This window comes from Streptosporangium sp. CA-135522 (assembly GCF_050949235.1).
Taxonomy (GTDB): domain Bacteria; phylum Actinomycetota; class Actinomycetes; order Streptosporangiales; family Streptosporangiaceae; genus Streptosporangium.
On sequence record NZ_CP192026.1, the window covers coordinates 6,407,449 to 6,433,753 of the forward strand.

General features: G+C 69.9%; 21 protein-coding genes. 5 read left to right on the forward strand and 16 right to left on the reverse strand.

Annotated features, from left to right (window positions below; all coding sequences use genetic code 11):
* Positions 1 to 104: 104 nt before the first annotated feature.
* Positions 105 to 959, reverse strand: coding sequence for a LysR family transcriptional regulator (locus ACQPYK_RS30610; protein WP_433238342.1), 855 nt, complete (start codon positions 957 to 959; stop codon positions 105 to 107).
* Positions 960 to 1,237: 278 nt separating this feature from the next.
* On the opposite strand from ACQPYK_RS30610, the gene ACQPYK_RS30615 reads away from it, so the two are divergent.
* Positions 1,238 to 2,059 carry a GNAT family N-acetyltransferase gene (locus ACQPYK_RS30615; RefSeq protein ID WP_433238345.1) on the forward strand — a complete coding sequence of 274 codons (822 nt, stop codon included), beginning with the start codon at positions 1,238 to 1,240 and terminating at the stop codon, positions 2,057 to 2,059.
* A 140-nt stretch (positions 2,060 to 2,199) separates the two neighbouring features.
* Here ACQPYK_RS30615 and ACQPYK_RS30620 read toward each other — a convergent pair whose 3' ends face one another.
* The 8 genes from ACQPYK_RS30620 to metH form a co-directional block, all read right to left on the reverse strand.
* Positions 2,200 to 3,210 carry an ABC transporter ATP-binding protein gene (locus ACQPYK_RS30620; RefSeq protein WP_433258950.1) on the reverse strand — a complete coding sequence of 337 codons (1,011 nt, stop codon included), beginning with the start codon at positions 3,208 to 3,210 and terminating at the stop codon, positions 2,200 to 2,202.
* 41 nt (positions 3,211 to 3,251) lie between these two features.
* On the reverse strand, positions 3,252 to 4,292 hold the full coding sequence (locus tag ACQPYK_RS30625) for an ABC transporter ATP-binding protein (protein ID WP_433238348.1): 1,041 nt from the start codon (positions 4,290 to 4,292) through the stop codon (positions 3,252 to 3,254).
* Positions 4,289 to 5,302 (reverse strand): ABC transporter permease, encoded by a 1,014-nt coding sequence (locus ACQPYK_RS30630; RefSeq protein WP_433238351.1) that lies wholly within the window; start codon positions 5,300 to 5,302, stop codon positions 4,289 to 4,291. Before ACQPYK_RS30630 ends, ACQPYK_RS30625 begins: the two co-directional genes overlap by 4 nt.
* An 81-nt stretch (positions 5,303 to 5,383) precedes the next feature.
* Complete coding sequence (locus ACQPYK_RS30635) at positions 5,384 to 7,162, reverse strand: ABC transporter substrate-binding protein (RefSeq protein WP_433238354.1); 1,779 nt, start codon at positions 7,160 to 7,162, stop codon at positions 5,384 to 5,386.
* Positions 7,163 to 7,220: 58 nt separating this feature from the next.
* A complete protein-coding gene (locus ACQPYK_RS30640; RefSeq protein ID WP_433238357.1) occupies positions 7,221 to 8,231 on the reverse strand; it encodes an ABC transporter permease in 1,011 nt (336 codons plus the stop codon).
* Between the two features lie 262 nt (positions 8,232 to 8,493).
* The gene (locus tag ACQPYK_RS30645; RefSeq protein WP_433238360.1) at positions 8,494 to 9,018 is read right to left on the reverse strand and encodes a cellulose synthase; all 525 of its coding nucleotides are present in this window, start codon (positions 9,016 to 9,018) and stop codon (positions 8,494 to 8,496) included.
* Between the two features lie 172 nt (positions 9,019 to 9,190).
* Positions 9,191 to 9,844 carry an HAD family hydrolase gene (locus ACQPYK_RS30650; RefSeq protein WP_433238363.1) on the reverse strand — a complete coding sequence of 218 codons (654 nt, stop codon included), beginning with the start codon at positions 9,842 to 9,844 and terminating at the stop codon, positions 9,191 to 9,193.
* Between the two features lie 21 nt (positions 9,845 to 9,865).
* The gene (metH, locus tag ACQPYK_RS30655; protein WP_433238366.1) at positions 9,866 to 13,330 is read right to left on the reverse strand and encodes a methionine synthase; all 3,465 of its coding nucleotides are present in this window, start codon (positions 13,328 to 13,330) and stop codon (positions 9,866 to 9,868) included.
* Between the two features lie 87 nt (positions 13,331 to 13,417).
* Between metH and ACQPYK_RS30660 the strand changes: the two genes are divergently transcribed.
* The 3 genes from ACQPYK_RS30660 to ACQPYK_RS30670 all read left to right on the forward strand — a co-directional run bounded on the left by ACQPYK_RS30660 (position 13,418) and on the right by ACQPYK_RS30670 (position 15,612).
* Positions 13,418 to 13,876: a universal stress protein gene (locus ACQPYK_RS30660; RefSeq protein ID WP_433238369.1), complete on the forward strand. Its 459-nt coding sequence runs from the start codon at positions 13,418 to 13,420 to the stop codon at positions 13,874 to 13,876.
* Between the two features lie 65 nt (positions 13,877 to 13,941).
* A complete protein-coding gene (locus ACQPYK_RS30665) occupies positions 13,942 to 14,796 on the forward strand; it encodes a PAC2 family protein (protein ID WP_433238372.1) in 855 nt (284 codons plus the stop codon).
* A 288-nt stretch (positions 14,797 to 15,084) separates the two neighbouring features.
* Positions 15,085 to 15,612 carry a hypothetical protein gene (locus ACQPYK_RS30670; RefSeq protein ID WP_433238375.1) on the forward strand — a complete coding sequence of 176 codons (528 nt, stop codon included), beginning with the start codon at positions 15,085 to 15,087 and terminating at the stop codon, positions 15,610 to 15,612.
* Here the strand turns inward: ACQPYK_RS30670 and ACQPYK_RS30675 are convergent.
* From ACQPYK_RS30675 to ACQPYK_RS30705, 7 genes are all read right to left on the reverse strand, one after another.
* The gene (locus ACQPYK_RS30675) at positions 15,516 to 16,268 is read right to left on the reverse strand and encodes a sirohydrochlorin chelatase (RefSeq protein WP_433238378.1); all 753 of its coding nucleotides are present in this window, start codon (positions 16,266 to 16,268) and stop codon (positions 15,516 to 15,518) included. The genes ACQPYK_RS30670 and ACQPYK_RS30675 overlap by 97 nt on opposite strands.
* A gap of 61 nt (positions 16,269 to 16,329) precedes the next feature.
* Positions 16,330 to 17,499, reverse strand: coding sequence for a uroporphyrinogen-III synthase (locus tag ACQPYK_RS30680; protein WP_433238381.1), 1,170 nt, complete (start codon positions 17,497 to 17,499; stop codon positions 16,330 to 16,332).
* Positions 17,500 to 17,635: 136 nt separating this feature from the next.
* Entirely contained in the window at positions 17,636 to 17,989 is a 354-nt protein-coding gene (gene nirD, locus ACQPYK_RS30685) for a nitrite reductase small subunit NirD (RefSeq protein WP_433238384.1), read from the reverse strand.
* A gap of 117 nt (positions 17,990 to 18,106) precedes the next feature.
* A complete protein-coding gene (gene nirB / locus ACQPYK_RS30690) occupies positions 18,107 to 20,554 on the reverse strand; it encodes a nitrite reductase large subunit NirB (RefSeq protein WP_433238387.1) in 2,448 nt (815 codons plus the stop codon).
* Positions 20,555 to 20,637: 83 nt separating this feature from the next.
* Positions 20,638 to 22,041 carry an FAD-dependent oxidoreductase gene (locus ACQPYK_RS30695; protein ID WP_433238390.1) on the reverse strand — a complete coding sequence of 468 codons (1,404 nt, stop codon included), beginning with the start codon at positions 22,039 to 22,041 and terminating at the stop codon, positions 20,638 to 20,640.
* Positions 22,038 to 24,113, reverse strand: a complete 2,076-nt coding sequence (locus ACQPYK_RS30700) for a molybdopterin oxidoreductase family protein (RefSeq protein ID WP_433238393.1) — start codon at positions 24,111 to 24,113, stop codon at positions 22,038 to 22,040. Before ACQPYK_RS30700 ends, ACQPYK_RS30695 begins: the two co-directional genes overlap by 4 nt.
* A gap of 108 nt (positions 24,114 to 24,221) precedes the next feature.
* Positions 24,222 to 25,544 (reverse strand): MFS transporter, encoded by a 1,323-nt coding sequence (locus ACQPYK_RS30705; protein WP_433238396.1) that lies wholly within the window; start codon positions 25,542 to 25,544, stop codon positions 24,222 to 24,224.
* 236 nt (positions 25,545 to 25,780) lie between these two features.
* On the opposite strand from ACQPYK_RS30705, the gene def reads away from it, so the two are divergent.
* The gene (def, locus tag ACQPYK_RS30710) at positions 25,781 to 26,260 is read left to right on the forward strand and encodes a peptide deformylase (protein ID WP_433238399.1); all 480 of its coding nucleotides are present in this window, start codon (positions 25,781 to 25,783) and stop codon (positions 26,258 to 26,260) included.
* Positions 26,261 to 26,305: the final 45 nt, after the last annotated feature.

Genomic DNA, 26,305 nt, shown 5'->3' on the forward strand with positions numbered 1-26,305 from the left:
CTGCCGGGGGCACGGTCGAGCTTCTGGAGGCGCGGTCGGGCCCGTGCTCCGTGCGCGGCGCCGGCAGGTCATGGCGGAGGGCCGCGATCCGGCGAGGAGCCCGATCAGAGCCCGGCCAGAATCCGGGCGATCACCGGCCTGGTGTCGGCGCGCCGCCAGGCGACGGCGGTGGTGCAGCGGCGGTCATCGGCGAGCAGGACGAACACCACCCCGGCGCGGGCGTAGTGCTCGTCGGTGCTCTGCGAGAGCAGGGCGATGCCGCGCCCGGCCGCGACCAGTTCCAGGGTCTCCTCGATCGCGCCGGACTCCACCTCGTCTGCGACGTCGGTCACCCCGATGGAGCCCGGGTGGCGGAAAGCCCGCCAGACCGGATCGGGGCTGCGGGGCACCACCCAGACCCGGCCGGCCAGGTCTGCGGGGGCGAGCACGCCGGAGGCGGCGAGGGGGTCGCCGGCCGGCACCGCGACCGCGCGCCGGTCGCTGCCGAGGACCAGCAGGTCCAGGGCATCGCCGGTGGTCAGCGGGGGCCATACCACCGCCAGGTCGCTGGTTCCGTCCAGCAGGCCGCAGGCCGGGTCGTCGAAGTCGAAGCGGCGCAGCCGTACCTCCCTCCCGGAGGCGCGCCGTACGCCGTCGAGCAGCCGGGAGGTACGGGCGCCCGCCGCCTCTCCCAGGAACCCCACGGTCAGCTCGGAGCTGTCTCCGGCCAGCGCGGCCTCCAGCTCGCCGGCGGCGGTCGCCACCGCGGCCGCGTGGGCCAGCACCCGACCGCCCAGCTCCGTCAGGCGTACACCGTCGCGATCGCGGATCAGCAGCGGCCGCCCGGCGGTGGCCTCCAGGCGCTTCACGGCGGCGCTCACGGTAGGCTGGCTGACCCCCAGCGAGACGGCGGCGGCCCGGAACGATCCGGCGCGGGCGACGGCCACGAACGCCCGTACGGCCGACAACGTAAGGTCCATACAGCGATGATAGTCATCGGCTATCGGCATAGCCGGAAACTATTGAGCCGAGACGGCGTCACCGGTTCAGGATTGCCCGCATGACGGGTCAGCCGGACACGGACGGGTCCCGGACCGGGCCGGAGCCCGCAAGCACGCCGAACCCGGGAGACGGATCAACGCTCGAAGAGACAGTGCCGCCATGGCGGCCTTCGCCGCGCTCCCGGCCCCTCTGCTACGCACCCGCCGTGCTCCTCGGCACCGCCGCGGGAGCCATCGTGACTCTCGGAGGTATTTGAATGATCATTCGTGAGCTGTCCGTTGACGATCTCGACGCGTGCCTGCGGCTCGCCGCAGACCGGGAGTGGTCGCGTGAGGAGCGCAAATGGCTGTTCCTGCTCCAGGGCGGAGAGGGCTACGGGGTGGTCGATCCGGAGGGTGAGCTGGTCGCGACCGCCATCCTGACCCGGTACGGCGGCCGCACCGCCGCGATCAGCATGGTGCTGGTGGCCTCCCGCCACGGACGGCAGGGCTTGGGCGGCCGGCTGATGAGCCATGTGCTGGACCGGGCGCGCGGCGCGACCGTCTTCCTGAACGCGACCGAGACCGGCCGCCCTCTCTACGAGCGGCTGGGCTTTCAGGTGGCGAGCCCGGCCGCCATGCATTTGGGAACCTTCACCGCGAAGGCGTCCGGCGCCTCCCGCGTCGCCTCCCCCCAGGATCTGAAGGCGATCGCCGACCTCGACGCGGAGGTCATCGGCGCCGACCGGTCGGACCTGCTGAGGAGGTTCTCCGACTTCGCCGAGCAGGTCCGGGTGATCGAGGACGGGCGGACGATCACGGGTTACGCCGGTATGTGGCGCAACGTGAGCAACACGGTCATCGGGCCGGTGATCGCCGCGGACGAGACGGACGCCCGGCGGCTGATCGCCGATCTCGCCTCCCAGGTCGACGGCCCGGTGCGGGTCGAGGTCCAGTCCGAGCGCCGGGAACTGGCGGAGTGGCTGACCGGACATGGTGTGGCGCCGGGGATGAGGACCTCGGACATGGTCGTCGGCGGAGAGCCGCTTCCCGGCGATCGGAGCAGGTTCTTCGCCCCGGTCATGTCGGCGCTGGGGTGACAGCGCAGCGCGCCGGCCGGGCGCGGGGTCGTGGAATCGAAGCCACGGCCCCGCGGCCGGCCGACACCGCTTCGAAGGCGTCGGCCGACCACGAGGGCCGCTCGTGCGGGCCGGTCAGACGGATCGGCCAGGTGGATCGGTCAGGCGGACACGGTCTGCGCGGTCGCCGACTCCCCGGCGCCGGGGGCGTTCTCCGGGAAGTGGCAGGCGACCTGGTGGCCGGTGGCCAGCTCGACCAGCGGCGGCTCGACCGTCTTGCAGACGGCCTGGGCCTTCCAGCACCGGGTGTGGAACCGGCAGGCGGGCGGAGGGTTGAGCGGGCTCGGCACGTCGCCCTGGAGCCGGATGCGCTCGCGGTCCTTGCGCCGGGCCGGGTCGGGGACCGGGACGGCCGACATCAGCGCGGTGGTGTAGGGGTGCATGGGCGACTCGTAGAGAGCCTTCCGGTCCGCCAGCTCGACGATCTTGCCGAGGTACATGACCGCCACCCGGTCGCTGATGTGCCGGATGACCGACAGGTCGTGCGCGACGATGACATAGGTCAGGTTGAGCTCGTTCTGCAGGTCCTCCAGCAGGTTGACCACCTGGGCCTGGATCGACACGTCCAGGGCGGAGACCGGCTCGTCGGCGATGATGAGCTTCGGCTTGAGCGCGAGCGTACGGGCGATGCCGATGCGCTGGCGCTGGCCGCCGGAGAACTCGTGCGGATAGCGGTTGTAGTGCTCGGGGTTGAGACCGACCAGCTCCAGGATCTCCTGGACCGCCTTCTTGGTGCCCTGCTCGGTCTGGATGCCCTGGATGCGGAACGGCGCACCGACGATGGTGCCCACCGTATGGCGGGGGTTGAGCGACGAGTAGGGGTCCTGGAAGATCATCTGCATGTCGCGGCGGAGCGGCCGGATCGCGGCCTGCGACATGTGGGTGATGTCGTGCCCCTCGAAGACGACCTTGCCGCCGGTGGGCTCCAGCAGGCGGGTGATCAGGCGGCCGGTGGTGCTCTTGCCACAGCCCGACTCGCCCACCAGGCCGAGCGTCTCGCCCTTGCGGACGTCGAAGCTCACGCCGTCGACCGCCTTCACGGCGCCGATCTGGCGCTTGAGCAGGCCCTTGGTCACCGGGAAGTGCTTCTGCAAGCCCTGGACGGACAGCATCACCTCGGGATCGGTCACAGCCGCGCCCTTGTCCTCAACCGTCACGTGCTCTCCATCATCGGCTTGATCTCGTTTTCCCAGATGGCCCGTCGCTCCGCGCGCGGCAGATGGCATCGGACCAGGTGACCACCTTCGGTCTCCAGGAGCTCGGGCACCTCGGTGGTGGCCTTGCCGTCGGTGCGGTCCTCGTAGGCGCACCGGGGGTTGAAGGCGCACCCGGCCGGCACGTTGATCAGGGAGGGCGGAGTGCCCTTGATCGGCATCAGCCGCTCGGTGGGCTCGCGGTCCAGGCGGGGCATCGATCCCAGCAAACCCCAGGTGTAGGGGTGCTCGGGCCGGTAGAAGATGTCCTCGGCGGAGCCGTACTCGATGCACTTGCCGCCGTACATCACCAGGATGTCGTCCGACAGCTCGGCGACCACGCCGAGGTCGTGGGTGATGATGATCAGCGCGGAGTTGAACTCGCGCTGCAGATCCAGCATCAGATCCAGGATCTGCGCCTGAACCGTCACGTCGAGGGCCGTGGTCGGCTCGTCGGCGATCAGCAGCTCGGGGTCGCACGACAGCGCCATCGCGATCATGGCGCGCTGGCGCATGCCGCCGGAGAACTCGTGGGGGTAGCTGTCGACGCGCTTGTCGGGCTGCGGGATTCCCACCCGGCCGAGCATGTCGATCGCGTGCTTGCGGGCGACCGACTTGCTGACGTTGTGGTGGATCCGGTAGGCCTCGATGATCTGGGCGCCGATTGTGTAGAAGGGGTGCATCGACGACAGCGGATCCTGGAAGATCATCGCCATCTTCTTGCCGCGCAGTGTCCGCACGTGGTCGGCGCTCGCGCCGACCAGCTCCTCGCCGTCCAGCCAGATCTCACCGGAGATCTTGCCTCGGCCACCCTTGTGCAGGCCGAGAATGCCGAGGCTGGTGACGCTCTTGCCGGACCCCGACTCGCCCACGATGCCCAGGGTCTTGCCCCGGTCGAGCTTGAAGGACAGGCCGTCGACGGACTTGACCAGGCCGTCTTCGGTCGGGAAGTGGATGCGCAGGTCGCGCAGTTCCAGGAAGGAGTCGGGCGCAGTCGTCATGACAGCCTCACCCTCGGGTCGACCACCGCGTACAGGACGTCCACGATGAGATTGGCCAGGACGATGAAGAAGGCGGCGAACAGGGTCACGCCCAGCACGACGGGCAGGTCGTTGCCCCGGATCGCGTCGATGACCAGCTTGCCGATGCCGGGGATCGAGAAGGTGCTCTCGGTGAGCACCGCACCTCCCAGCAGCAGTCCGAGGTCGAGGCCGAAGATCGTGAGGATCGGGGTCAGCGTCGCGCGCAGCGCGTGCTTGGTGACGACCGTGCGCTCCTTGAGGCCCTTGGCACGGGCTGTGCGGATGTAGTCCTCGCCCATGGTCTCCAGCATGCCCGCCCGGGTGAGCCGGGCGTAGAGGGCGGCGTAGAGGAAGGCCAGGGTGATCCAGGGCAGGACAAGAGCCTGGAACCACATGATCGGGTTCTCGGTGAGTCCGATGTAGCTGCCTCCGCCGGGGAAGATCCCGAGCGTGTAGGCGAACACCGACAACGAGACCAGACCGGTGAAGTAGATAGGGAGCGACACACCGGCGAGTGCCACCGTCATGGCCGCGCGGTCGAGCGCGCTGCCGCGTCTCAGCGCGGAGACGACGCCGATGCTGACTCCGACGACGAGCCAGGTGACCGCCGCGCCCAGGGCGAGTGACAGGGTCGCGGGGAGCCGGTCGAGCAGCGTCGGCCAGACCGGCTGGTTGTTGTTGAACGAGAAGCCAAAGCAGGGCGCCGGGCACTTGGCCTGCTTGGGGCCAAGGGAGTAATCCTGACCGACGACGATGCCCTGGGCGAACCGGCCGTACTGCACGATGAGCGGGTCGTCCAGGTGGAGCCTCTTGACAGCGCCCTGGATCGCCTCGGGCGTGGCATCCCGCCCAACGTAACGCGACGCCATGCCCTCGGGGGTCTGTCCCAGAGCACGCGGGATGAGGAAGAAGATCGCGAAAGTGGCCACGCTGACGATGACGAGCATCAGCACGGCGGCGATCACGCGGCGGACGATGAAAGCGACCACGATCGTTCGGCCGGGGTGCCCGGGAGGATCGCTCCCGGGCACCGTCAGGCCTTCACCTGCCTTTGGCTAGCTAGAGAAGGACTACTGCTTGACGCCGAGCCACGTGTAGTCGTACATGCCGTAGGCGGGGTGCACGTACACGTTGGTCAGGTTCGCGGGGCGGAAGAGAAGGGTCTTCTCGTAGACGAACGACATGAACGCCGCCGACTCCATGACCTTCTTGTCCACTTCGGACCAGATCTCGTTGCGGGCCGTGGCGTCGGTGGTCTGGATGCCCTTGTCGAGCAGCTCGTTCACCGACTTGTCGTTGAGCTCCATCATGTTGTAGTTGCCGGAGGCCTTGATGAAGCGGCCGTCGACGATCTGCGACAGGAAGCCGAAGCCGGAGGGCCAGTCGGAACCCCAGCCCGCGATCATGATGCCCAGGTTGTTCTTGTGCACGAACTCCGGCTTGCCGGCGTACTGCGCGCTCCAGTCACCCGAGGGGTACTTCTTGATCGTGGCCTTGATGCCGACCCGGTCGAGCGAGGCCTGAAGGGCCTCGGCGACCTGGACTTCCTTGGTGCGGTCACCGCGGACCGCGATGTTGGTCTCGAAGCCGTTCGGCTGACCGCAGGCCGTCAGGGCCTCCTTGGCCTTGGCCACGTCGCCCTTGTGGTCGGCGCCGTTGGGGTACAGGTCGAACTGCTTGTAGCCGACCGTGGTCGGGGTCATCGCGGTGGTGCCGATCTCACCGCCGAGCGGGCCACCCCACGGCGCCTGGGTGGCGACCTTGTCGGTGGCGTACTGGACGGCCTTGCGGCAGTCGATGTTGTCGAACGGCTTGACGGCCGTCGACATCATCGCGTAGCGGTTGAACGGCGTGAACGGGTTGTCCGTCGAGTCCTTCAGCTTGGGGTCCGCGACGATCTTGGCGCGGGCCGCGGTCTGGACACCGGTGCCGGCCAGGTCGACCTGGATCTGCCCGGAGATCAGGCGCTGGTCGATGTCCTCGGCGTTCTGCTTGAACTGCACCTCGATGCGGTCCGGCAGCTGCTTGCGGGTGTTGTCGGTCGCCGGGTCCCAGTTCTCGTTCTTCACGAGGTTGAACTGCTTGCCGACCTCGTGGCTCTCGATCTTGTAGGGGCCGGTCGAGGCGACGGTCTTCTCGTAGTCGATGCCGGTGTCCTTGGCCTGCGGCACGGGCGCGGACTGCGGGTTGGCGACCAGGAAGTCGAACTCGGCGAACGGGTCCTTGAGCTTGAAGACGACGGTGTAGTCGTCCGGGGTCTCGACACCCTTGAAGTCGTCGAGGTTCTTGTCCTTGTACGGGCCCTTGTAGTCGCCGGCGTCGAGGTACTGGGCGAAGTACTTCGGACCGTCGGTGAGCTCGGAGGTGAAGTTGCTGCGGGCGATGGCGTACTTGACGTCCGCGGCCTTGACCTCGGTGCCGTCGTCGTACTTGATGCCCTTCTTGAGCTTGTAGGTCCAGGTCTTGCCGTCGGCGCTGGCCTCACCCGGGCCCTCTGCCAGGTCCGGGACGAGCTTCAGGCCCGCCTCGCCCGGCGCGGGGGCGTAGGTCATCAGCGGCCGGGCGTACAGACGCGTGAAGTTCCAGTTCCACGCGTAGTAGGTGTTACCCGGGTCCATGGAGTCGGGCTCGTCCGACAGGGCGAACTTGAGCGTGCCGCCCTTGGCGTCGGAGGCGTTGACGACCTTGGTGTAGGCGTCGTTGTGCTTGGCACTGGATCCGGCGGCACCGGCTCCCTTGTCCCCGGAGCCCGTGTTGCCACCGCCACCGGCCGTGCCGCCGCAGGCGGCGAGACCCATGGTCAGCACAGTGCCCAGCGCGGCGAGCGCCAAGGCGTTGGTCTTCCTCATAGTGGTTGTACACCCCTTGTCATGAGTGACGGTGATATCGAGGAGCGGAAGCGGGTCGCTACCGAGCTCGAGGGTCGAGGGCGTCCCGGAGCCCGTCGCCCAGCAGGTTGAAGGCCATCACGGTGATGAAAATCGCGAGGCCCGGGACGATCATGAAGTGCGGCGCTATCTGGTAATAGTCGACGGCTCGGGTGAGCATGCCGCCCCAGGAGGCCTGCGGCTCGGCCACGCCCACGCCCAGGAACGACAGCGCGGCCTCGAAGAGGATGTTCGTGGGGATGAGCAGCGTGGCGTAGACCAGGATCGGCGCTATCAGGTTCGGGAACATCTCACGGAAGATGATGTAGCGGCTGCCGGCTCCCAGGGAGCGCGCCGCGTCCACGAACTCGCGCTCACGTAGCGACAGGGTCTGGCCACGGACGATGCGCGCGATGTAGGGCCAGTTGAAGAAGCCGATGATGAACACGATCACCGCGATCCGCAGGCCGTTGCCCTTCAGGCCGAGCGCCTGGTCGGGGACGGCTCCGACGATGGCGATCGCGAACAGCAGCAGCGGGAAGGCCAGGAAGATGTCCATCAACCGGCTGATGATCGTGTCGGTCCAGCCGCCGAAGTATCCCGCGAGCACGCCCATCAGCGAGCCGATCGCCACCGAGAGCAGCGTGGCCAGGAAGGCCACCAGCAGCGAGATCTGCGCGCCGGACAGGATCCGGGCGAAGATGTCGCGGCCGTTGACCGGCTCGAGGCCGAACGGGTGCTCCAGGCTTATGCCGCCCCAGGTCCCGGTCGGAGCGCTGGTCAGCGGATCGATGAGATCGTTGTTGGGGAGGTTGGGCCCGTCACCGAACAGCGCGATGAGGCCGCCGAAAGGGCGCTCGGCGAAGATCGCGACCAGTGTCAGGAAGACCACGACGAAAGCGCCGATGATCGCTGCCTTGTCGCGTTTGAGGCGCATCCAGGCGATCTGGCCGAGCGAACGGCCTTCGATGGCCTTTCCGCCCGCCCCTTGAAGCACGGCCTCCGGCTGGGCCTCCATGGCCTGCCCTGAGACATCGAGCGGTGCGGTCATACAGTGGCCCCCTGGATCCCAGACGACGTTGTCCGATCGAACGCACCCCGGGGTCGGGGCGTGTCCTGAGTCTATGAGTCCGTTTCACGGTCTCGTGACGCAGAATCTATGGGCTGATCTGCGCTGACTAGTCCCCTGAGGCGCTATGTGGCTCAACTGTGATTCACGCGAAATTCATTTGTTTTGATCTTGGAGCGAATGTCCGGAAGGCGTTTCGCTTCTGTCTCGAATTCGTGACACTGCACCGATGGACAACTCAGCGTCACCCGATCCCACGGCGCTTGAGGATGTCCTCGATATCGGAGAAGTCGTCATCCGCCGTGGGCTTGGCGGCGGGCTTGCCAGTGGGCTTCGTGGCGGGCTTGGCGACGGGCGCCGCCCCGCGCTGCGGCAGCGGCTGCGTGACGGCGCCACCGGACGTCACAGGCCTGCCTGGCGCCGAGGCGGCCACCGCGGGGGCTTCGGACCCCGTGGAGGCGGCCCTACGGCGTCCGCGCAACGCACCGGTGACCAGGAACAGCACCAGGGAGAGCCCGGTCACGGCCACCCCGGCCCACACCATCGGGCTGAACACCGCCCCGGCGAAGAACCCGACGACCGCCGAGCCGATCTGCCACAGGGTGGGCAGCGCGCCGGTCAGATAGGCCGCGATCGGCAACAGGGACCAGGCAACGCCACGCAGCCCCGCCACGGCCCCCCGGCGGCGCATCGTCAGGAAACTGAGCACCAGCCCCACACCGGTCACCCCGGCGCAGAGCGGCAACCACGCGATCTGTTCGAATGACATACAGCCAACCGCCCCTCGTATCGGTCTACCAGATCCATCCTGGCACGCTGGATCGAGACGGTTCCTCCTCCCTGGGGAGGGATCTCCCCCTAAGGGCTCGGGAAGAGATCGCCCCCAAGGGCGTCGGCGGTCTCAGGGTCGTCCCGGAGCGAAGGCAGGGCCAGGCGGGCGGTCAGGAGTCGCGGGCCGACGCCAGCGCCCGCAGGACGTCGACGTCGACCTCGCGCAGGGAGTTCACGACGAGACGGCCGGGCGCGGAGGCGATCGGCAGCACGCTCGGCACGGCGACCACCCGGCAACCGGCGGCGGTCGCCGCGGTCACCCCGTTCGGCGAGTCCTCCAGCGCGACGCAACGGGCCGCGGCCACGCCCAGCAGCCGGGCGGCCGTGAGATACGGCTCCGGGTCGGGCTTGGTCCTCGCCACGTCGTCGCCGGTCACCACATGATCGAAGTTGTCCCGGCCGATGCCCTTCAGGCACGCCTCGGCGATCGGCCGCACCGAGGAGGTGACCAGGGCGGTGGGCAGGCCGGCCCGCCGTACGGCCGCCAGCAGCTCGGCGGCCCCGGGCATCATCTCCACGCCGTCGGCGAGCCTGCCGGTCATGCCCTCCAGCATCCAGGCCGCCACATCGTCCGGATGGGCGTCCGCACCGGAGACCCTGAGCATGTAGGCCACGGTGGACGGCATGGAGCCGCCCACCAGGTGCTCCTGGTCGGCGGGCCCCCAGCCGCCGCCGAGCCGTTCCATCACCTCTGTCTCGACCTGGAACCAGATCTTCTCGCTGTCCACGAGAAGCCCGTCCATGTCGAAGAGAACCGCGTCCATTCCGCCGAGAACCCCTTACGGTCAGACGTTGAAGTAGTTGGCCTCGGGATGGTGAACGACCAGCGCGGAGGTGGACTGCTCGGGGTGGAGCTGGAACTCCTCCGACAGGTTCACCCCGATTCGGGAAGGGTCGATCAGCTCCATCAGCTGGACCTGGTCTTCCAGGTTGGGGCAGGCGGGGTAGCCGAAGGAGTAACGGCAGCCGGTGACGTTGACCTTCAGCATGTCCTCCAGCGACTCGTCACCGCCGATCCCCAGCTCGCTGCGCACCCGGGCGTGCCAGTATTCCGCGAGCGCCTCGGTGAGCTGCACCGACAGCCCGTGCAGCTCCAGATAGTCGCGATAGGCGTCCTTGGCGAACAGCTCGGCCGCCGCCTCGGAGACCCGGTTGCCCATCGTGGCCACCTGGAAGGCGACCACGTCGACCTCTCCGGAGTCCTTGGAGCGGAAGAAGTCGGACAGGCACAGGTGCCGGTCCCGGCGCTGGCGGGGGAAGGTGAACCGGGTCCGCTCGTTGCCCGCGTCGTCCAGGATGATCAGCGAGTCGCCGTCGCTGACGCACGGGAAGTAGCCGTAGGCGACGGCCGCCTCCAGCAGCCCCTCGGTCTGCATCCGCTCCAGCCACATCCGCAGGCGCGGCCGGCCCTCGGTCTCGACGAGCTCCTCGTAGGAGGGTCCCTCGCCGCCACGGGCGGCCTTGAGACCCCACTGGCCCATGAAGGTCGCCCGCTCGTCGAGGAAGGCGGCGTAGTCGGCGAGCGGGATGCCCTTGACGATCCGGTCACCGAGGAAGGGCGCCGTCGGGACGGGGTTGCCAGCGGTCACGTCGGAGCGGGCCGGAAGCTCCGCCTCGGGGGTGCGCACCAGGGTCGCCCCGGTCTTGACCCGCCGTTCGCGCAGCGGCGGCAGGCTCGCGCCGGCCTCGCCGCGCTTGACCGCCATGAAGGCGTCCATCAGCCGCAGGCCCTCGAAGGCGTCCCGGGCGTAGCGGACGTCGCCCTGGAACAGCTCGGCGAGGTCCTGCTCCACGTAGGCGCGGGTCAGGGCGGCGCCGCCGAGCAGCACCGGGAACCGCTGGGAGATCCCCCGGGAGTTCATCTCCTCGAGGTTCTCCTTCATGATGACCGTGGACTTCACCAGCAGCCCGGACATGCCGATGACGTCGACGTTCTTCTCCTCGGCCGCCTCCAGGATCGCCGACACCGGCTGCTTGATGCCGAGGTTGACGACCTCGTAGCCGTTGTTGGACAGGATGATGTCGACCAGGTTCTTGCCGATGTCGTGCACGTCGCCCTTGACGGTGGCCAGCACGATGCGGCCCTTGTTCTCGCCCTCGACCCGGTCCATGTGCGGCTCCAGATAGGCCACGGAGGTCTTCATGACCTCCGCCGACTGGAGCACGAACGGCAGCTGCATCTGGCCGGAGCCGAACAGCTCGCCGACGGTCTTCATGCCGTCGAGGAGCACGTCGTTGACGATCTCCAGGGCGGGGCGCTGGGCCAGCGCCTCGTCGAGGTCGGCCTCCAAGCCCTTGCGCTCGCCGTCGACGATGCGGCGCTTGAGCCGCTCCCACAGCGGCAGGCCGAGCAGCTCGGCGGCCCGGTCGGCCTTGACCGAGGCGGCGTCCACGCCCTCGAACAGCTCCATGAACCGCTGCAGCGGGTCGTAGCCCTCCCGGCGCCGGTCGTAGACCATGTCCAGGGCCACCTGGCGCTGCTCGTCGGGGATGCGCGCCATCGGCAGGATCTTGGAGGCGTGCACGATGGCCGCGTCGAGGCCCGCGTTGACGCACTCGTTGAGGAAGACGCTGTTGAGGACGATGCGCGCGGCGGGGTTGAGGCCGAAGGAGATGTTGGACAGGCCCAGCACCGTCTGCACGCCCGGATAGCGCCTCTTGAGCTCGCGGATCGCCTCGATCGTCTCCAGACCGTCGCGGCGGGTCTCCTCCTGGCCGGTGGCGATGGGGAAGGTGAGGGTGTCGATGAGGATGTCCTCGACGTGCATCCCCCAGTTGGTCGTCAGGTCCTCGATGATGCGGGTGGCGACCCTGAGCTTCCACTCGGCGGTGCGGGCCTGGCCCTCCTCGTCGATGGTCAGCGCCATGACGGCCGCGCCGTGCGCCCGGACCAGCTTCATGATCTTGGTGAAGCGCGAGTCGGGGCCGTCGCCGTCCTCGTAGTTGACCGAGTTGATGATCGCCCGGCCGCCGATCATCTCCAGGCCGGCCTCCAGCACGGCGGGCTCGGTGGAGTCGAGCACGATCGGCAGCGTGGAGGCGGTGGCGAAGCGGAACGCCAACTCCTTCATGTCCTTGACGCCGTCGCGGCCCACGTAGTCGATGCAGAGGTCGAGCATGTGCGCGCCGTCACGGGCCTGGGCCCGGGCGATCTCCAGGCACTCCTCCCAGTTCTCGGCGAGCATCGCCTCGCGGAAGGCCTTGGAGCCGTTGGCATTGGTCCGCTCGCCGATCGCCAGGTAGGAGGTGTCCTGACGGAACGGCACGTGCTGGTAGAGCGAGGACGCCCCGGCCTCGGGGCGCGGGCGGCGGGCGGCGTGCTCGTCGCCGCGCACCCGCTCCACCACCTTGCGCAGGTGCTCGGGAGTGGTGCCGCAGCAGCCGCCGACCAGGGACAGGCCGAAGGAGCGGGTGAAGTTCTCGTGGGCGTCGGCGAGCTCGTCCGGGGTGAGAGGGTAGTAGGCGCCGTCGGCGGTCAGCTGAGGCAGACCGGCGTTGGGCATGCAGGACAGCTGCAGCCGGGCGTGCCGCGACAGGTAGCGAAGGTGCTCGCTCATCTCGGCGGGGCCGGTGGCGCAGTTGAGGCCGATGACGTCGACGCCGAGCGGCTCGATCGCGGTAAGCGCCGCGCCGATCTCCGAGCCCAGCAGCATCGCGCCGTTGGTCTCCACGGTGACCTGGGCGATGACCGGCACGTCGCGGCCGGAGTCGGCGATGGCCCGCCTGGCCCCGATGACGGCGGCCTTGACCTGGAGCAGGTCCTGGCAGGTCTCGATGATCAGGGCGTCGGCGCCGCCGGCGATGAGCCCGGCGGCGTTGTCGTAGTAGGCGTCACGCAGCACGCCGTACGGCTTGTGCCCGAGGGTGGGAAGCTTGGTGCCGGGACCGATCGAGCCGAGCACGTATCGGGGATGGTCAGGGGTGGACCAGTGGTCGGCCGCCTGGCGGGCGACCCGGGCGCCGGCCTCCGACAGCTCGTAGGTCCGCTCGGAGATGTCGTACTCGCCGAGGGCGGCGAGGTTCGCCCCGAAGGTGTTGGTCTCGACGCAGTCGACGCCCACCTCGAAGTAGGCGTCGTGCACGGCCCGCACGATGTCGGGGCGGGTGGCGTTGAGCACCTCGTTGCAGCCCTCGTGGCCCTCGAAGTCGTCGAGGGTGACGTCGTGCGCCTGCAGCATCGTCCCCATGGCCCCGTCGGCGACCATCACGCGCTCGGCCAGGACTTCACGGAAAGACGGTCTGCTAATCATGGGGCAAAGCTTACTGGGAACCGCCGAGGCGTTATCGTTCTTGATGGCAATTGCACTATTAGTCCAATTACCTCTGCGAGGCCCTCCATGGCGTCCTACCGCACCGTTCTCGTCGGCACAGACGGCTCCCCCTCCTCCTTCCGCGCGGTCGCCTCGGCCGCCTCCCTCGCCGCCGCGACCGGTGCCACCCTGGTCCTGGCCTGCGCCTACGTTCCCATGCGCGAGCGCGAGCGCAGCGCGGCGTCCGACGTCCTGGGCGAGCTGTCGTACAAGGTGAGCGGTTCCACCCCCGCCGACGACGCCCTGCGCGCCGCCCGGGAGCACGCGGTGGCCGCCGGCGCCCGCACGATCGAGCTGGCCGCCGAGGAGGGCGACGCCGTCGACGTCCTGGTCTCCCTCGCCGACAGGCACGGGGCCGACCTGCTGGTCGTCGGCAACCGGGGGCTCAACAGCCTCGCCGGCCGGCTGCTGGGCTCGGTGCCCTCGAGCGTGTCGCAGCGGGCGGGCTGTGACGTCCTCATCGTTCACACCACCTCGGGTAGGTGACGTGAAGGCCCCCTCACCGCATAGGCTTAGCCGGATAGTAAGGCGAGGCGAGAAGGAGGCGGCGCGTGATCGAACTCGAAGGTCTACCCGAGCTCGTCGACCCGGTGCTGATCGCCGCGTTCGAGGGGTGGAACGACGCGGGCGAGGCCTCGAGCGGAGTGATCGCACACCTTGAGGACGAGTGGAAGGCCACCCCGCTGGTCTCCATCGATCCGGAGGACTATTACGACTTCCAGGTCACCCGTCCCATCGTCGAGATGGGTGAGGGGCTGACCCGCTCCATCACCTGGCCGACCACCAAACTGTCGGTGGCCCGGCCGCCGGGCGTCGACCGCGACGTGGTGCTGCTGCGCGGAATCGAGCCCAACATGCGATGGCGCGCCTTCTGCGAGGAGATCATCGTGGTCTGCCGCGAGCTGGGGGTGGAGCTGGCGGTGCTGCTCGGCGCGCTCCTCAACGACTCCCCCCACACCCGCCCCGTGCCGATCGTCGGCTCGGCGACCGACGAGGGCCTGGCCCGGGCGATCAACCTGGAGCTGAGCCGCTACGAGGGGCCGACCGGCATCGTCGGCGTCCTCCAGCACGCCCTCGGGACCGCCGGGATCCACGCGGTCTCGCTGTGGGCGTCGGTGCCGCACTACGTCGCCCAGCCGCCCAACCCCAAGGCCACCCTGGCGCTGCTCAGCCGGATGGAGGACCTCCTCGACATCCCGATGCCGCTGGGCGCCCTGGCCGAGGAGTCACGGGCCTGGGAGCACGGCGTGGACGAGCTGGCGTCGCAGGACAGCGAGGTGGCCGAATACGTCAAGGAACTGGAGGAGCGCAAGGACGCCGCCGAGCTGCCCGAGGCGAGCGGTGACGCCATCGCCGCGGAGTTCGAGCGTTATCTGCGCCGCCGCGACCGCGACGGCGACGGCTGACAGACACCCGAGACACCCCGAGACATCCACCGCACGGCCCGGCCGGTTCCGGGCGGCGACCGGCGCCCAGCCGGTTCGCCCGGGTCGCACCGAGTTGGCAGGCCGGCCGGCAACGATTGCACAACCAGGAGAAACACGGCTCTGTAAACATCGGTGAACAGCGCCATCACCATGCCGCACATTGTCCATGTGACTGCGCACGTTAGGGCACCCATGGCGACTCCACAGCTCGACCCCTATCAGAAGGCTCAGGAGACGCGACGACGCGTCCTGGAGATGGCCCTATACATGAAACGTGACGATGGCGGGGACATCTCCTCGCACGCGCACCTGCGAGGCTCCTCCGGACAACCCGGGCAGGCGGTCGACATGTTCCTCGCCCTGCTCCAGGACCGGCTTCCGGTCTGGCTCCGCATCCTCGACGATCTGATGCACCTGGTCGGCAAGGGGCGGGTCAGCGACAACCTGCTGCCCATCGCGCGGGCCGGCATCGACTACTACTCCGAGGTCCAGTCGGCGGCGTTGCCCGCCTTCACCTCCCCCTCGGTCACCGTCCGCTTCCGCGAGGCGATGCGCGACAGCGAGCTGGGGCCGATGTCGGAGGTCGTCCCGTTGACCGAGTATCTGGCCGCCGAACAGCGGGCGGGACGGATCTGCCCCGAGGTGGACCCCCTGGCCAGTGCCCGGCTGCTGCTGGCCGGATGCTTCCGCCACGCCTACTACGAGATGTTCGTCGGCGCCGACTTCCTGCCCTCCCGGGACGACAGCGCCGAGGAGATCATCCGCGAGCTGCGGCTGGATCTCCAGCGGGCCTGATCGAAGCGGGCCCACACCAGCGCGGCCAGGTCGGCGTCCACGCCCAGCGGGGCGCTGACCAGGTCCGCGCCACAACCCTCCAGACGGCTCTGGAAGAAGCCTGGGGCCAGCAGGTAGGAGGCCACCGCGACCCGGGTCACGGGGCCGGACCGCAGTCGCTCCAGGACGTCCCCGACGGAGGGGGCGCCCGTGGCGGCGAAGGCCGCCGTGACCGGACGGGCCAGCCGTACCGACAGCAGCCGGGCCGCGGCTCGGACGTCGGCCAGCGCGGCCGGGTCGGACGACCCCGCCGCGCCCAGGACCACCGAGTCGGTGGGCCGCAGCCCGGCGCTCGCCAGGCGCCTGGCCAGGATGGCCGTCAGCAGCGGATCCGGTCCGAGCGGGGCCACCACCGTCGCGTCGGGCCGGGTCCCGGCGATCACCGCCGGCAGGTCGATGTGAACGTGGTAGCCACCCGCCAGCAGCAGCGGGACCACGACCACCGGCCCGGTGAGCCCGGGGAGCACGTCGGCCAGCAGGGGGGAGCTGATCTCCAGGAAGGCCTGTTCGACCCGGCTGCCCGGGCGCGCCCGCCGTACGAGATCCCGCAGTCCGGCCAGTGTCTCCTCTCCCCGCGGGCTGCGGGTCCCGTGACCGGCGATGACCAGCGTCGTCACGTTCCCTCCCGGCCGGGCGGCCTGCGCGCGCCCGGCGGCGTGCCGTGCCGGTCGTGCCCCCTCACGCGACCTCGTCGCGTTCACAGGCCAGGCGATAGCCGCGCTTGACGACGGTCTCGACGATCCCGGAGGGGCCGAGGGCGCGGCGCAGGCGGGTGACGGCCATCTCGACGGCGTGCTCCGCCGAGTCGCGGGACGGTCCTCCGGGGAGCACGGTCCGCAACTCGGAGCGGGCCACCACGTGGCCCGGCTTGTCGGCCAGGCGCTTGAGCACCGCCATCGGCGCGGGCGGCAGCGGCCTGAGTTCGCCGTCCACGCCCACGGCGTGACCGCGGATCTCCAGCCGGTGACCGCCCGCGACCAGACGGGTGACCCCGTGCTCGGGCAGGTGCCGGGCGAGCGTGCGGGCCAGCGCTCCGAGGCGGGAGCGCTCGGGCTGCACGACGGGCACCCCCCGCGCCTGCAGCGGCCCCGCCGTGACCGGACCCACGCAGGCCGCGACGACCGGCCCGGCGAAGGCCGCGACCAGCGCGTCCTCCAACCCCTCGGCGCGGGCCGCGCCCAGCATGGCCAGCACCGCCGGGGCGCTGGTGAAGGCCACCGCGTCCACCGCGCCGGAGATCGCCTGGCTGATCAGACGACGCAGCGGCGAAGCGTCACGGTAGGGCAGCCACCGGTAGACCGGCACCTCGATGACCTCGGCCCCCGCCTCACGTAGCGAGGCCACGAACCCGGTCAGCGGCTCGCCGTGCAGTTGCACGGCGATGCGGCGACCGCGCAGGTTCTGGGCGAGGAGGTATTGCTTGACCTCCTCGCACGACTCGGTGGGCGGCGTCCAGTGGTCGTTCAGCCCGGCGGCCCGGACCGCGCCGCGCGCCTTGGGCCCGCGGGTCAGCAGCCGGGCGGCGGTCAGATGCGCCGCCAGGTCGCCCGACAGCCCCCAGCCCTCGGCGGCGGCCATCCAGCCCCGGAACCCGACCCCGGTGGTGACCACCACATCGTCGATCGGTCCCGCCAGGCTGGCCCGGGTGGCGGCCAGCAGGTCGGCGTCCTCGGCCAGCGGGACCAGCCGGATCGCCGGGGCGCGCACCACTCTCGCGCCCCGGCGCTCCAGCAGCGCGCAGAACTCCTCACGCCGCCGGGTCGCGGTCACCCCGATCGTGAACCCGGCCAGCGCGTCGGGCGCGGTCTCGGGAGAGACCACGGCGTCGTCCAGGGAGGCGATGCTCATCGGCCGTCCACCTCTCCCCGTCCGCCCCGCGGGCGGCTCGTCCCTCGTCGGCCGCTCCGCTCATCACGTCGAGCTCTCTGCGGGCTCATCTGTCCTTCACCACTCCCTCGCTCGCCGCGTCGATCCCGGTTCGGGGTCAACTGGCGTTCACCTCCACCGTGCCGTCGATGACACGGATCGGATAGATCGGTACGGCTATCGCCGGGTCGTCCATGCACACGCCGGTGACCAGTGAGAACACCTGCTTGTGCATGGGCGAGGCGACGCTGGGCTCGCCTGCTCTGGTGCCCACGATCCCCCGGGAGAGGACCTGGACGCCGCTGAACGGATCCTGGTTGCCGACGGCGAACAGCTCACCGTCGAAGGTCCGGAACAGTGCGATCTGATGGCGGCCGACGAGCGCGCAGGCACCGCGCTCGGGCAGCAGGTCGGTGTAGGCGCAGACCGGGATCCAGCTGGTCGTCTCGGTGTGCTGGCTGAGGATGGTCATCGGGGCGAGCCCCCTTCCGTTTTTCGTTCGGTTGTCGCCGACGGTCGCCGGTGGAGTCGGGTGTGCGGTGGAGTCGGGTGTGCCGGTGGCCGGGCGGTCCCGGCCCCGAGCGGGGCGTCAGGAGCGGATCGCCTCCAGCGGGATGAGGACCGGCTTGATCTGGTCACGTTCGGCCGTGAAGGAGATCGACGGGTCCGGGGTCTCCGGGGCGTTGACGAAGGAGACGAAGCGCCGCAGCTTGTCGGGGTCCTCGATGGTGGCGCGCCACTCGTCGGCGTAGCCGGCCACGTGCCGTTGCATCTGGGCGTCCAGATCGGCGCAGATCCCGAGCGAGTCCTCCAGGACCACCTGCTTGACGTAGTCGAGGCCATGCGCCTCGAGCCAGGCCGAGGTGCGCTGCAGGCGATCGGCCGTACGGACGTAGAACATCAGGAACCGGTCGATGGTCCGGATCAGCTCGTCGGTGCTCAGATCCGCGGCGAACAGGTCGGCGTGCCGCGGGGTGAACCCGCCGTTGCCGCCGACGTAGAGGTTCCAGCCCTGCTCGGTGGCGATGACGCCGAAGTCCTTGCCCCGGGCCTCGGCGCACTCGCGGGCGCAGCCGGAGACGGCCGACTTCAGCTTGTGCGGCGAGCGCAGCCCCCGATAGCGCAACTCCAGGGAGATGGCCAGGCCGACGGCGTCCTGCACGCCGTACCGGCACCAGGTGGAGCCCACGCAGGACTTCACCGTGCGCAGCGCCTTGCCGTAGGCGTGGCCGGACTCGAAACCGGCGTCCACCAGCCGCTTCCAGATCAGCGGGAGCTGTTCCACCCGCGCCCCGAACAGGTCGATCCGCTGCCCACCGGTGATCTTGGTGTAGAGGCCGAAGTCGCGGGCCACCTCGCCGATCACGATCAGCTTGTCGGGTGTGATCTCCCCGCCCGGGATGCGCGGCACCACCGAGTAGGTGCCGTTGCGCTGGATGTTGGCCAGGAAGTGGTCGTTGGTGTCCTGCAACGCGGCCTGCTCGCCGTCCAGGATGTGCCCGTTGCCGAGTGAGGCCAGGATCGAGGCGACGACGGGCTTGCACACGTCGCAGCCGCGCCCGCTGCCGTGCTCGGTGATGAGCTGGGAGAACGTCGTGATACCGCGCACCCGGACGATGTCGAACAGCTCGGCCCGGCTGTAGGTGAAGTGCTCGCACAGCGCCTTGGAGACCTCGACACCCGACTTGACCAGGATCTGCTTGAGCATCGGGACGCAGCTGCCGCAGGTGGTGCCGGCACGCGTGCAGTCCTTGATCCCGGCCACGTCGGTGAGGCCCTTGTCCACGATGGCCGCGCACACCTGCCCCTTGGTGACGTTGTTGCAGGAGCAGACCTGCGCGTCGTCGGGCAGGTCGGTGCTCACCGGGCCCCCGGTGAACAGCAGCTCGCTGGGCGCGCCCGGCAGATCCCGGCCGACGAAGGGCTTGAGGGTGTTGTACGGCGTGGCGTCACCGACGCAGATCCCGCCGAGCAGGGTGCGGGCGTCGTCGCTGACGAACAGCCTCTGGTAGACCCCGCCCACCGGGTCCATGAAGGTTACATCCAGTGCACCGGTCATGGCGCCGAACTGGGCGACCTCCACGCCGAGCAGCTTGAGCTTGGTGGACAGGTCCGCGCGGGCGAAGGCGGCCCGGCCGCCGAGGATGCGGTCCGCGGCGACCTCGGCCATCGTGAAACACGGCCCGACCAGCCCGTAGACCATGCCGTCGTGCAGGGCGCACTCCCCCACCGCGTAGATCGCCGGATCGCTGGTGCGCATCCCGTCGTCCACGACGATGCCGCCGCGTTCCCCGACCTCCAGCCCCGCCTGCCTGGCCAGCTCGTCGCGCGGCCTGACGCCCGCGGAGAAGACCACGATCTGCGCCTCGATCGTCTCCCCATCCGGTTTGACCAGACCCGCGACCCGGCCGTCCGGCCCGGCGACGATCTCCTTCGCGCCCGCCTCGGTGTGCACGTTCAGGCCGAGGGCCTCGATGTGCCCCCGCAGGACGGAGCCACCGCCCTCGTCCACCTGCCGGGGCATGAGCCAGCCGCCCATCTCCACGACATGGGTCGCCAGGCCCAGCCCGCGCAGCGCGTCGGCGGCCTCCAACCCCAGCAGGCCGCCACCGATGACGACACCGCTGCCGGCGCGCTCGGCGGCCTCCCTGATCGCGTCCAGGTCATCGATCGTCCGGTAGACGAAACAGCCGTCCAGCTCCCTGCCGGGCACCGGGGGCACGAACGGGCTGGATCCGGTGGCCAGCACCAGCACGTCGTACGGCTCCACGTGACCGTCGGCGGTCGTCACGCTCCGGTTGGCCCTGTCGATCCCGGTGACCCTGGAGGCCAGCCGCAGCACGATCCCCTCCGGCACCGGGTAGGTCAGGTCCTCGGCGCTCTTACCGGTGAGATAGGAGGTCAGCGCCACCCTGTCGTAGGCGGCCCTGGGCTCCTCCCCCAGCACCGTGATCCTGCCGTCGAACCCCTTGGCGATCAGTGCCTCGACCAGCCGGCTGGACGTCGGCCCATGCCCCACCACCACAAGCCGTGACATGGTCGCGCTCGCTTCCTCATTCACTCCGCGGCCCGCTCGTTCCTCACGAGACGCTCCGCTCACCGCGTCAGCTCGCCGCTTTGTCATACCGAGATGCCTTCCTGCTCGCACAGCCAGCCGACGATGCCCTCGACCGCGTCACGGCAGCCGCCGCAGCCGGTCATGGCGCGTGTGGCCGCGGCCACCGCCTCGACGTCCCGGGCGCCGGATTCCCAGCACGCCCGGATCTGACCCTTGGTCACGTTGTTGCACTGGCAGATCTTCGCCGCGTCCGGTATCCGGACCGGGCTCTCGGCGACCGCGCTGCCGGAAAGTGCGGGAAACAGCAGTCCGGCCGGGTCGCCGGGGACCGGGGCGCCGCGGTCGAACATCTGGGTGAGGGTGCCCACCGCGGCCGTCTCCCCCAGGAGGATCGCGCCGACCAGGCGGCCGTCACGGATGACGAGCTTGCGGTAGGTGCCCCGGGCCCGATGGCTGAAGCGCACGACTTCGGCCTTGTCCTCGGTCAGCTGGGTCTCGCCCATCGCCGCCAGCTCCACGCCCTTCGCCTTCAGCCGGGTCACCAGCCGCGACCCCCGGTATCGGGAGGTCTTGTCCGTCCCGGTCACGAGGTCGGCGACCACCGCGGCCTGCTCCCAGGCGGGGGCGACCAGGCCGTAGACCGTGCCGTCGTGCTGGGCGCACTCACCGATCGCGAAGATCGACGGGTCGTCGGTCCGCATCTCGTCGTCGACGACGACGCCGCGCGCCACCTCCAGACCCGCGTCCCTGGCCAATCCCGTCACCGGGCGCACCCCGCAGGCGAGCACCACCAGATCGGCCTCGATCGTCTCGTCCTCCGCGAGCCGTACGCCGTCGTGGAGGATCTCCTCCACGACCACGCCGGTCCTCACCTGCACGCCCAGCTCCGCGAGGGTCTCCTCCAGCACCAGCCCGGCCTCGGCGTCGAGCTGGCGATCCATCAGGTGCCCGGCCAGATGGAGCAGCGTGACCGGCAACTCGCGCCCGGCCAGGCCGCGGGCCGCCTCGATGCCGAGCAGGCCGCCGCCGACCACCACCGCGCGCCGCGCCGCGCCGGCCGCGGTGAGGATCGCCCGGCAGTCGTCCAGCGTCCGGAACGGCACGGCCCGATCGGCTCCGGGCACCGGCGGCACCACCGCCTCGCTGCCGGTGGCCAGCACCAGGACGTCGTACGGCTCACGCCTGCCGTCGGCGGTGAGCACGGCCTGGATCTCCCGGTCGATCGCGGTCACCTCGACGCCGAGCACGGCCGTCACCGAGTGATCGGCGTACCAGGCCGGGTCCAGCAGCCGCACCTGGTCCGGCATCATCGTCCCGGCCACCACGTTCGACAGCAGCACCCGGTTGTAGGGCTGCCACGTCTCGGCGCCGAACACGGTCACCCTGACGTGCCTGTCCCGGGCGCGGACCTCGCTGACGAGGCGGGCGCCCGCCATTCCGTTCCCCACGACCACCAGCCGGGTCATCCGACACGCTCCAGCTTCACTGCGCAGACTTTGAACTCCGGCATCCGCGACACGGGATCGAGCGCGGGGTTGGTCAGCATGTTGGCTCCGGCCCAGTGGAAGGGCATGAACACGGTGTCCGGCCGGATCGCCGGATTGACCTTCGCCACGCCCTCGGCCGCGCCCCGGCGTCCGACCACCCGTAACCGCTCACCCGGCGTCACTCCCAGGCGCTCGGCGAGATCGGGGTGGAGCTCGACGAAGACCTCCGGGACGGCCGCGTTCAAGGCGTCGATCCGCCGGGTCTGGGCGCCGCTCTGGTAGTGCGCGAGCACCCTGCCGGTCGTCAGGTACAGGGGATAGTCACGGTCGATGTCCTCCTCGGGCGGGCGGTGCTCGACGGGCACGAACCTGGCGCGGCCGTCGGGAGTGGCGAAGCGGTCCAGGAACGGCCGGGGGGTGCCGGGATGCTCCTCCGACGGGCAGGGCCAGAAGACGCCGGTCTCGGCGGCGATCCGCTCGTAGGTGATGCCCGCGTAGTCGGCGATCCCGCCGGCCGAGGCACGCCGCAGCTCGTCGAACACCTCACGCGGGTCGGTCGGGAACCCCTCGGCTCCGCGCAGCCGTACGGCGAGGCCGCGGAGGATCTCGAGGTCGCTGCGCACTCCCGAGGGCGGAGCGGCGGCCTGGCGGCGCAGCAGCACCCGGCCCTCGAGATTGGTCATCGTGCCGCTCTCCTCGGCCCACTGGGTGGTGGGAAAGACCACGTCGGCCAGCGCGGCCGTCTCCGACATGACGAGGTCGGAGACCACGAGCAGGTCCAGGGAGCGGAGCCGCTCGGTGATGTGCCCGGCCCGGGGCGCGGAGATCACCGGGTTGGAGCCGAACAGCAGCAGCGCCCGTGGGCCGTCGGCGGTGCCGAGGGCGTCCAGCAGCTCGTAGGCGGAGCGTCCCGGCCCCGGCAGGGTGTCCGGTTCGATCCCCCACACGGCGGCCACGTGGGCGCGTGCGGCGGGATCGTCGATCCTGCGGTACCCGGGAAGCTGGTCGGCTTTCTGCCCGTGCTCACGGCCTCCCTGACCGTTGCCCTGCCCGGTGACGCAGCCGTAGCCGGACCCCTCCCTACCCGGCAGTCCGAGCGCGAGCGCGAGGTTGATGAACGCGGTCACCGTGTCGGTGCCCTTGGCGTGCTGCTCGGCGCCCCGCCCGGTGAGGATCACCGCGCGGCCCGCGTCCGCGAGGATCGCCGCCGCCAGGCGCATCTGCGCGGCCGGCACGCCGGTGATCCGCTCCACCCGCTCGGGCCACCAGGCGGCGACGGAGGTGCGGACGCGGTCGAAACCGTTGGTACGGCCGGCCACGTAGTCCTCGTCCACGTGCCCCTCGGCGATCACGATGTGCAGCAGGCCCAGGGCCAGCGCCAGATCGGTGCCGGGAGTCGGTTGAAGGTGAAGGTCGGCCTGCCGCGCGGTCGGAGTGGCCCTCGGGTCGATGACGATCAGCCGGCCGCCCCTGTCACGCATCGCGGTGAGGTGGCGGACGAACGGCGGCATGGTCTCGGCCACGTTGCCACCCGCGATCAGGACCGCGTCGGCTTCGGCGAGGTCGGTGATGGGAAAGGGCAGGCCGCGGTCCATGCCGAAGGCGCGGTTGGCCGCCGCGGCGGCCGAGGACATGCAGAATCTACCGTTGTAGTCGATCTGGCTGGTTCCCAGCACCATCCGGGCGAACTTGCCGAGCTGGTAGGCCTTCTCGTTGGTGAGTCCACCGCCGCCGAACACGGCCACACCGTTGGGGCCGTGCTCTTCCTGTATCGCGCGGACGCGGGCGGCGACGAAGTCGAGCGCCTCGTCCCAGCCGACCGGCTCGCCGTACAGGAGCGGTGTGGTGAGGCGGTTCCCACCGATCAGCAGCTCACCGGCGGTCCAGCCCTTCTGGCAGAGACCGCCCGCGTTGGCGGGGATGTCCTCTCTCGGCGTGATGACGACCGTCTCTCCGACGGCGACGTTCATACCGCACTGCAGCGCGCAGTAGGGGCAGTGCGTCGCCGTCTCCGCCTTCACAGGCGTTCGGGTGGAAAGTGAGATCGGCATAGGTCCGATGGTGCTTTCAGGCGGTTTCACCGCTGGGTCCCCTCTGTTACCGATGTGCTACAAGCCGCTAACGACGTTCACATTCGCGATGAGCCGGGTGTGAACGGTTCAGATGCGGGCGGCCGCCAGACTCGGCACCGGACCGGCGGATCGCAGGTAACAGGCCCACGTCACCAGCGCGCACATCGCGTAGAACCCGGCGAAGGCGGCCAGTGCGGCGCCCGCGCCTCCGGTCGCGGCGATGGAACTACCGAACCCCCGGTTGATGAAGAAGCCGCCGAACGCGCCGATCGCGGAGATGATCCCGACGGCGGCGGAGGCGTCGCGCTTGCCGACGGCCAGGGCGGTGTCGTAGGCGGGTGTGCCGGGGGCGACTCCCGCGGTGGCCTTGGCCCGGAAGATGGCGGGGATCATCCGGTAGGTGGAGCCGTTGCCGATGCCGGTGGTGGCGACCAGGAGCAGGTAGGCGCCGAAGAAGAGTCCGAAGCCGTGCTGGGCCACGCCCTGCCAGACCAGTGCCGCCGCGCCCGCCATGGCGCCGAAGTTGACGAGCGTCACCCTGGCCCCGCCGAGCCGGTCGGACAGCCAGCCTCCGACCGGGCGGATCAGCGAGCCGAGAAGCGGGCCGATGAAAGCCAGCCCGACCAGTGAGGCCTGCTCGGGGAACTGACTCTTGATGAGCAGCGGGAACGCGGTGGAATAGCCGATGAAGGAGCCGAAGGTGCCGATGTAGAGGAGCGACATGATCCAGGTCTGGGCTCGCCCGGCGATCTTCAGCTGGTCTGCGGGGCTGGCCTTGGCGGAGGTCAGGTTGTCCATGAAGAAGTAGGCGCCGGCCGCGGCGGCCACGATGAAGGGGACCCAGAACAGCCCGGCGGCGGCCAGCCCGAAGGCACCGATCACCAGCGGCATGACGAGCTGGACGGAGCTGACGCCGATGTTGCCTCCGGCCGCGTTGAGGCCGAGCGCCGCCCCCTGCCTGGACTGGGGGTAGAAATAGGTGATGTTGGCCATGCTGGAGGCGAAGTTGCCGCCGCCCAGGCCCGCGGTGGCCGCGATCAGCAGGAACGCCCAGTACGGAGTGTCCGGATCACCGACCGCGACGGCCAGCAGCACGGCGGGAACGAGCAGGAGCAGCGCGCTGACCACGGTGAAGTTGCGGCCGCCGAACCTGGCAGGGGCGAAGGTGTAGGGGATGCGCAGCGCCGAACCGACCAGATTGGGCAGCGAGACCATCCAGAAGAGCTGGTCGGTGGAGAACCTGTAGGAGCCGAGTTGCACGGCCACGATGCTCCACACCGTCCACAACGTGAAGCCGAGATGCTCGGCGAAGACCGAGAAGATCAGGTTCCGTCGGGCGACCTTCCTGCCCTTGCTCTCCCAGAAGCCCGGGTCGTCGGGCCGCCACTCGCTGATCCAGCGCTTCGCCATCGTTCCTCCTGCGTTCCGGAGAGGGGGATTTCTTCCGAGAACATAAGAGGAGGGCGTTACGCACATTTACGCTGTGTGATGGTGCGCGGGTTACATGTGACTAACCTCCGAAATATGCAATGCACAGGTCGCACGCACGCAATGTGCCGGAAACATGATGATTCCGCCGGTCACGATTGAGGAAATGCCACAATGGGCATCGTCTGCATGTCAGTTCGTCGCCTCGGGGAGTGCGCGTGGCCGTCCAGCCGATCCGACCGTTCGCAGATCCAGCGCTACGCACCGTAGCCGAACCCGTGACCGTCTTCGACCGGGAGCTGCGCGGCCTGGTCAAATCCCTGCAGGCCACCATGCGCGCCGGAACCGGTCGCGCGGGCCTGGCCGCCCCCCAGATCGGCGTCCCGCTACGCGTCCTCACCTACGAGCTCGACGGCAGGTCAGGCCATCTGATCAACCCGCGCCTGGAGCCCTCGGAGCGAAGGATCGTGGCCGACGAGGCCTGCCTGTCCGCCCCGGGCCTGTGGTGGCCGCTGGAACGCTCCTACATGGTCACCGCCCGTGGCCGCGACATGTTCGGCAAACCCGTCACCATCCGCGCCCTGGGGATGCTCGCGCGGGTCCTCCAGCATGAGGCCGATCACCTGGACGGTGTCCTGTTCGTCGACCGCCTTCCGGCCGCCGAACGCGAGCGCTTCTTCCAGTCCGTCCCCTCGTGAATTCCCGCCCGCCTCCGAATCCCGCTCTGCTCCGAATCCGGCCCG

What these genes read in the sequence shown, in the direction of transcription:
- ACQPYK_RS30610 (WP_433238342.1), bottom strand. Translation starts at nt 959, where the DNA reads ATGGACCTTACGTTGTCGGCCGTACGGGCGTTCGTGGCCGTCGCCCGC.
- ACQPYK_RS30615 (WP_433238345.1), top strand. Translation starts at nt 1,238, where the DNA reads ATGATCATTCGTGAGCTGTCCGTTGACGATCTCGACGCGTGCCTGCGG.
- ACQPYK_RS30620 (WP_433258950.1), bottom strand. Translation starts at nt 3,210, where the DNA reads ATGCTGTCCGTCCAGGGCTTGCAGAAGCACTTCCCGGTGACCAAGGGC.
- ACQPYK_RS30625 (WP_433238348.1), bottom strand. Translation starts at nt 4,292, where the DNA reads ATGACGACTGCGCCCGACTCCTTCCTGGAACTGCGCGACCTGCGCATC.
- ACQPYK_RS30635 (WP_433238354.1), bottom strand. Translation starts at nt 7,162, where the DNA reads ATGAGGAAGACCAACGCCTTGGCGCTCGCCGCGCTGGGCACTGTGCTG.
- ACQPYK_RS30640 (WP_433238357.1), bottom strand. Translation starts at nt 8,231, where the DNA reads ATGACCGCACCGCTCGATGTCTCAGGGCAGGCCATGGAGGCCCAGCCG.
- ACQPYK_RS30645 (WP_433238360.1), bottom strand. Translation starts at nt 9,018, where the DNA reads ATGTCATTCGAACAGATCGCGTGGTTGCCGCTCTGCGCCGGGGTGACC.
- ACQPYK_RS30650 (WP_433238363.1), bottom strand. Translation starts at nt 9,844, where the DNA reads ATGGACGCGGTTCTCTTCGACATGGACGGGCTTCTCGTGGACAGCGAG.
- metH (WP_433238366.1), bottom strand. Translation starts at nt 13,330, where the DNA reads ATGATTAGCAGACCGTCTTTCCGTGAAGTCCTGGCCGAGCGCGTGATG.
- ACQPYK_RS30660 (WP_433238369.1), top strand. Translation starts at nt 13,418, where the DNA reads ATGGCGTCCTACCGCACCGTTCTCGTCGGCACAGACGGCTCCCCCTCC.
- ACQPYK_RS30670 (WP_433238375.1), top strand. Translation starts at nt 15,085, where the DNA reads ATGAAACGTGACGATGGCGGGGACATCTCCTCGCACGCGCACCTGCGA.
- ACQPYK_RS30680 (WP_433238381.1), bottom strand. Translation starts at nt 17,499, where the DNA reads ATGAGCATCGCCTCCCTGGACGACGCCGTGGTCTCTCCCGAGACCGCG.
- nirD (WP_433238384.1), bottom strand. Translation starts at nt 17,989, where the DNA reads ATGACCATCCTCAGCCAGCACACCGAGACGACCAGCTGGATCCCGGTC.
- nirB (WP_433238387.1), bottom strand. Translation starts at nt 20,554, where the DNA reads ATGTCACGGCTTGTGGTGGTGGGGCATGGGCCGACGTCCAGCCGGCTG.
- ACQPYK_RS30695 (WP_433238390.1), bottom strand. Translation starts at nt 22,041, where the DNA reads ATGACCCGGCTGGTGGTCGTGGGGAACGGAATGGCGGGCGCCCGCCTC.
- ACQPYK_RS30700 (WP_433238393.1), bottom strand. Translation starts at nt 24,113, where the DNA reads ATGCCGATCTCACTTTCCACCCGAACGCCTGTGAAGGCGGAGACGGCG.
- ACQPYK_RS30705 (WP_433238396.1), bottom strand. Translation starts at nt 25,544, where the DNA reads ATGGCGAAGCGCTGGATCAGCGAGTGGCGGCCCGACGACCCGGGCTTC.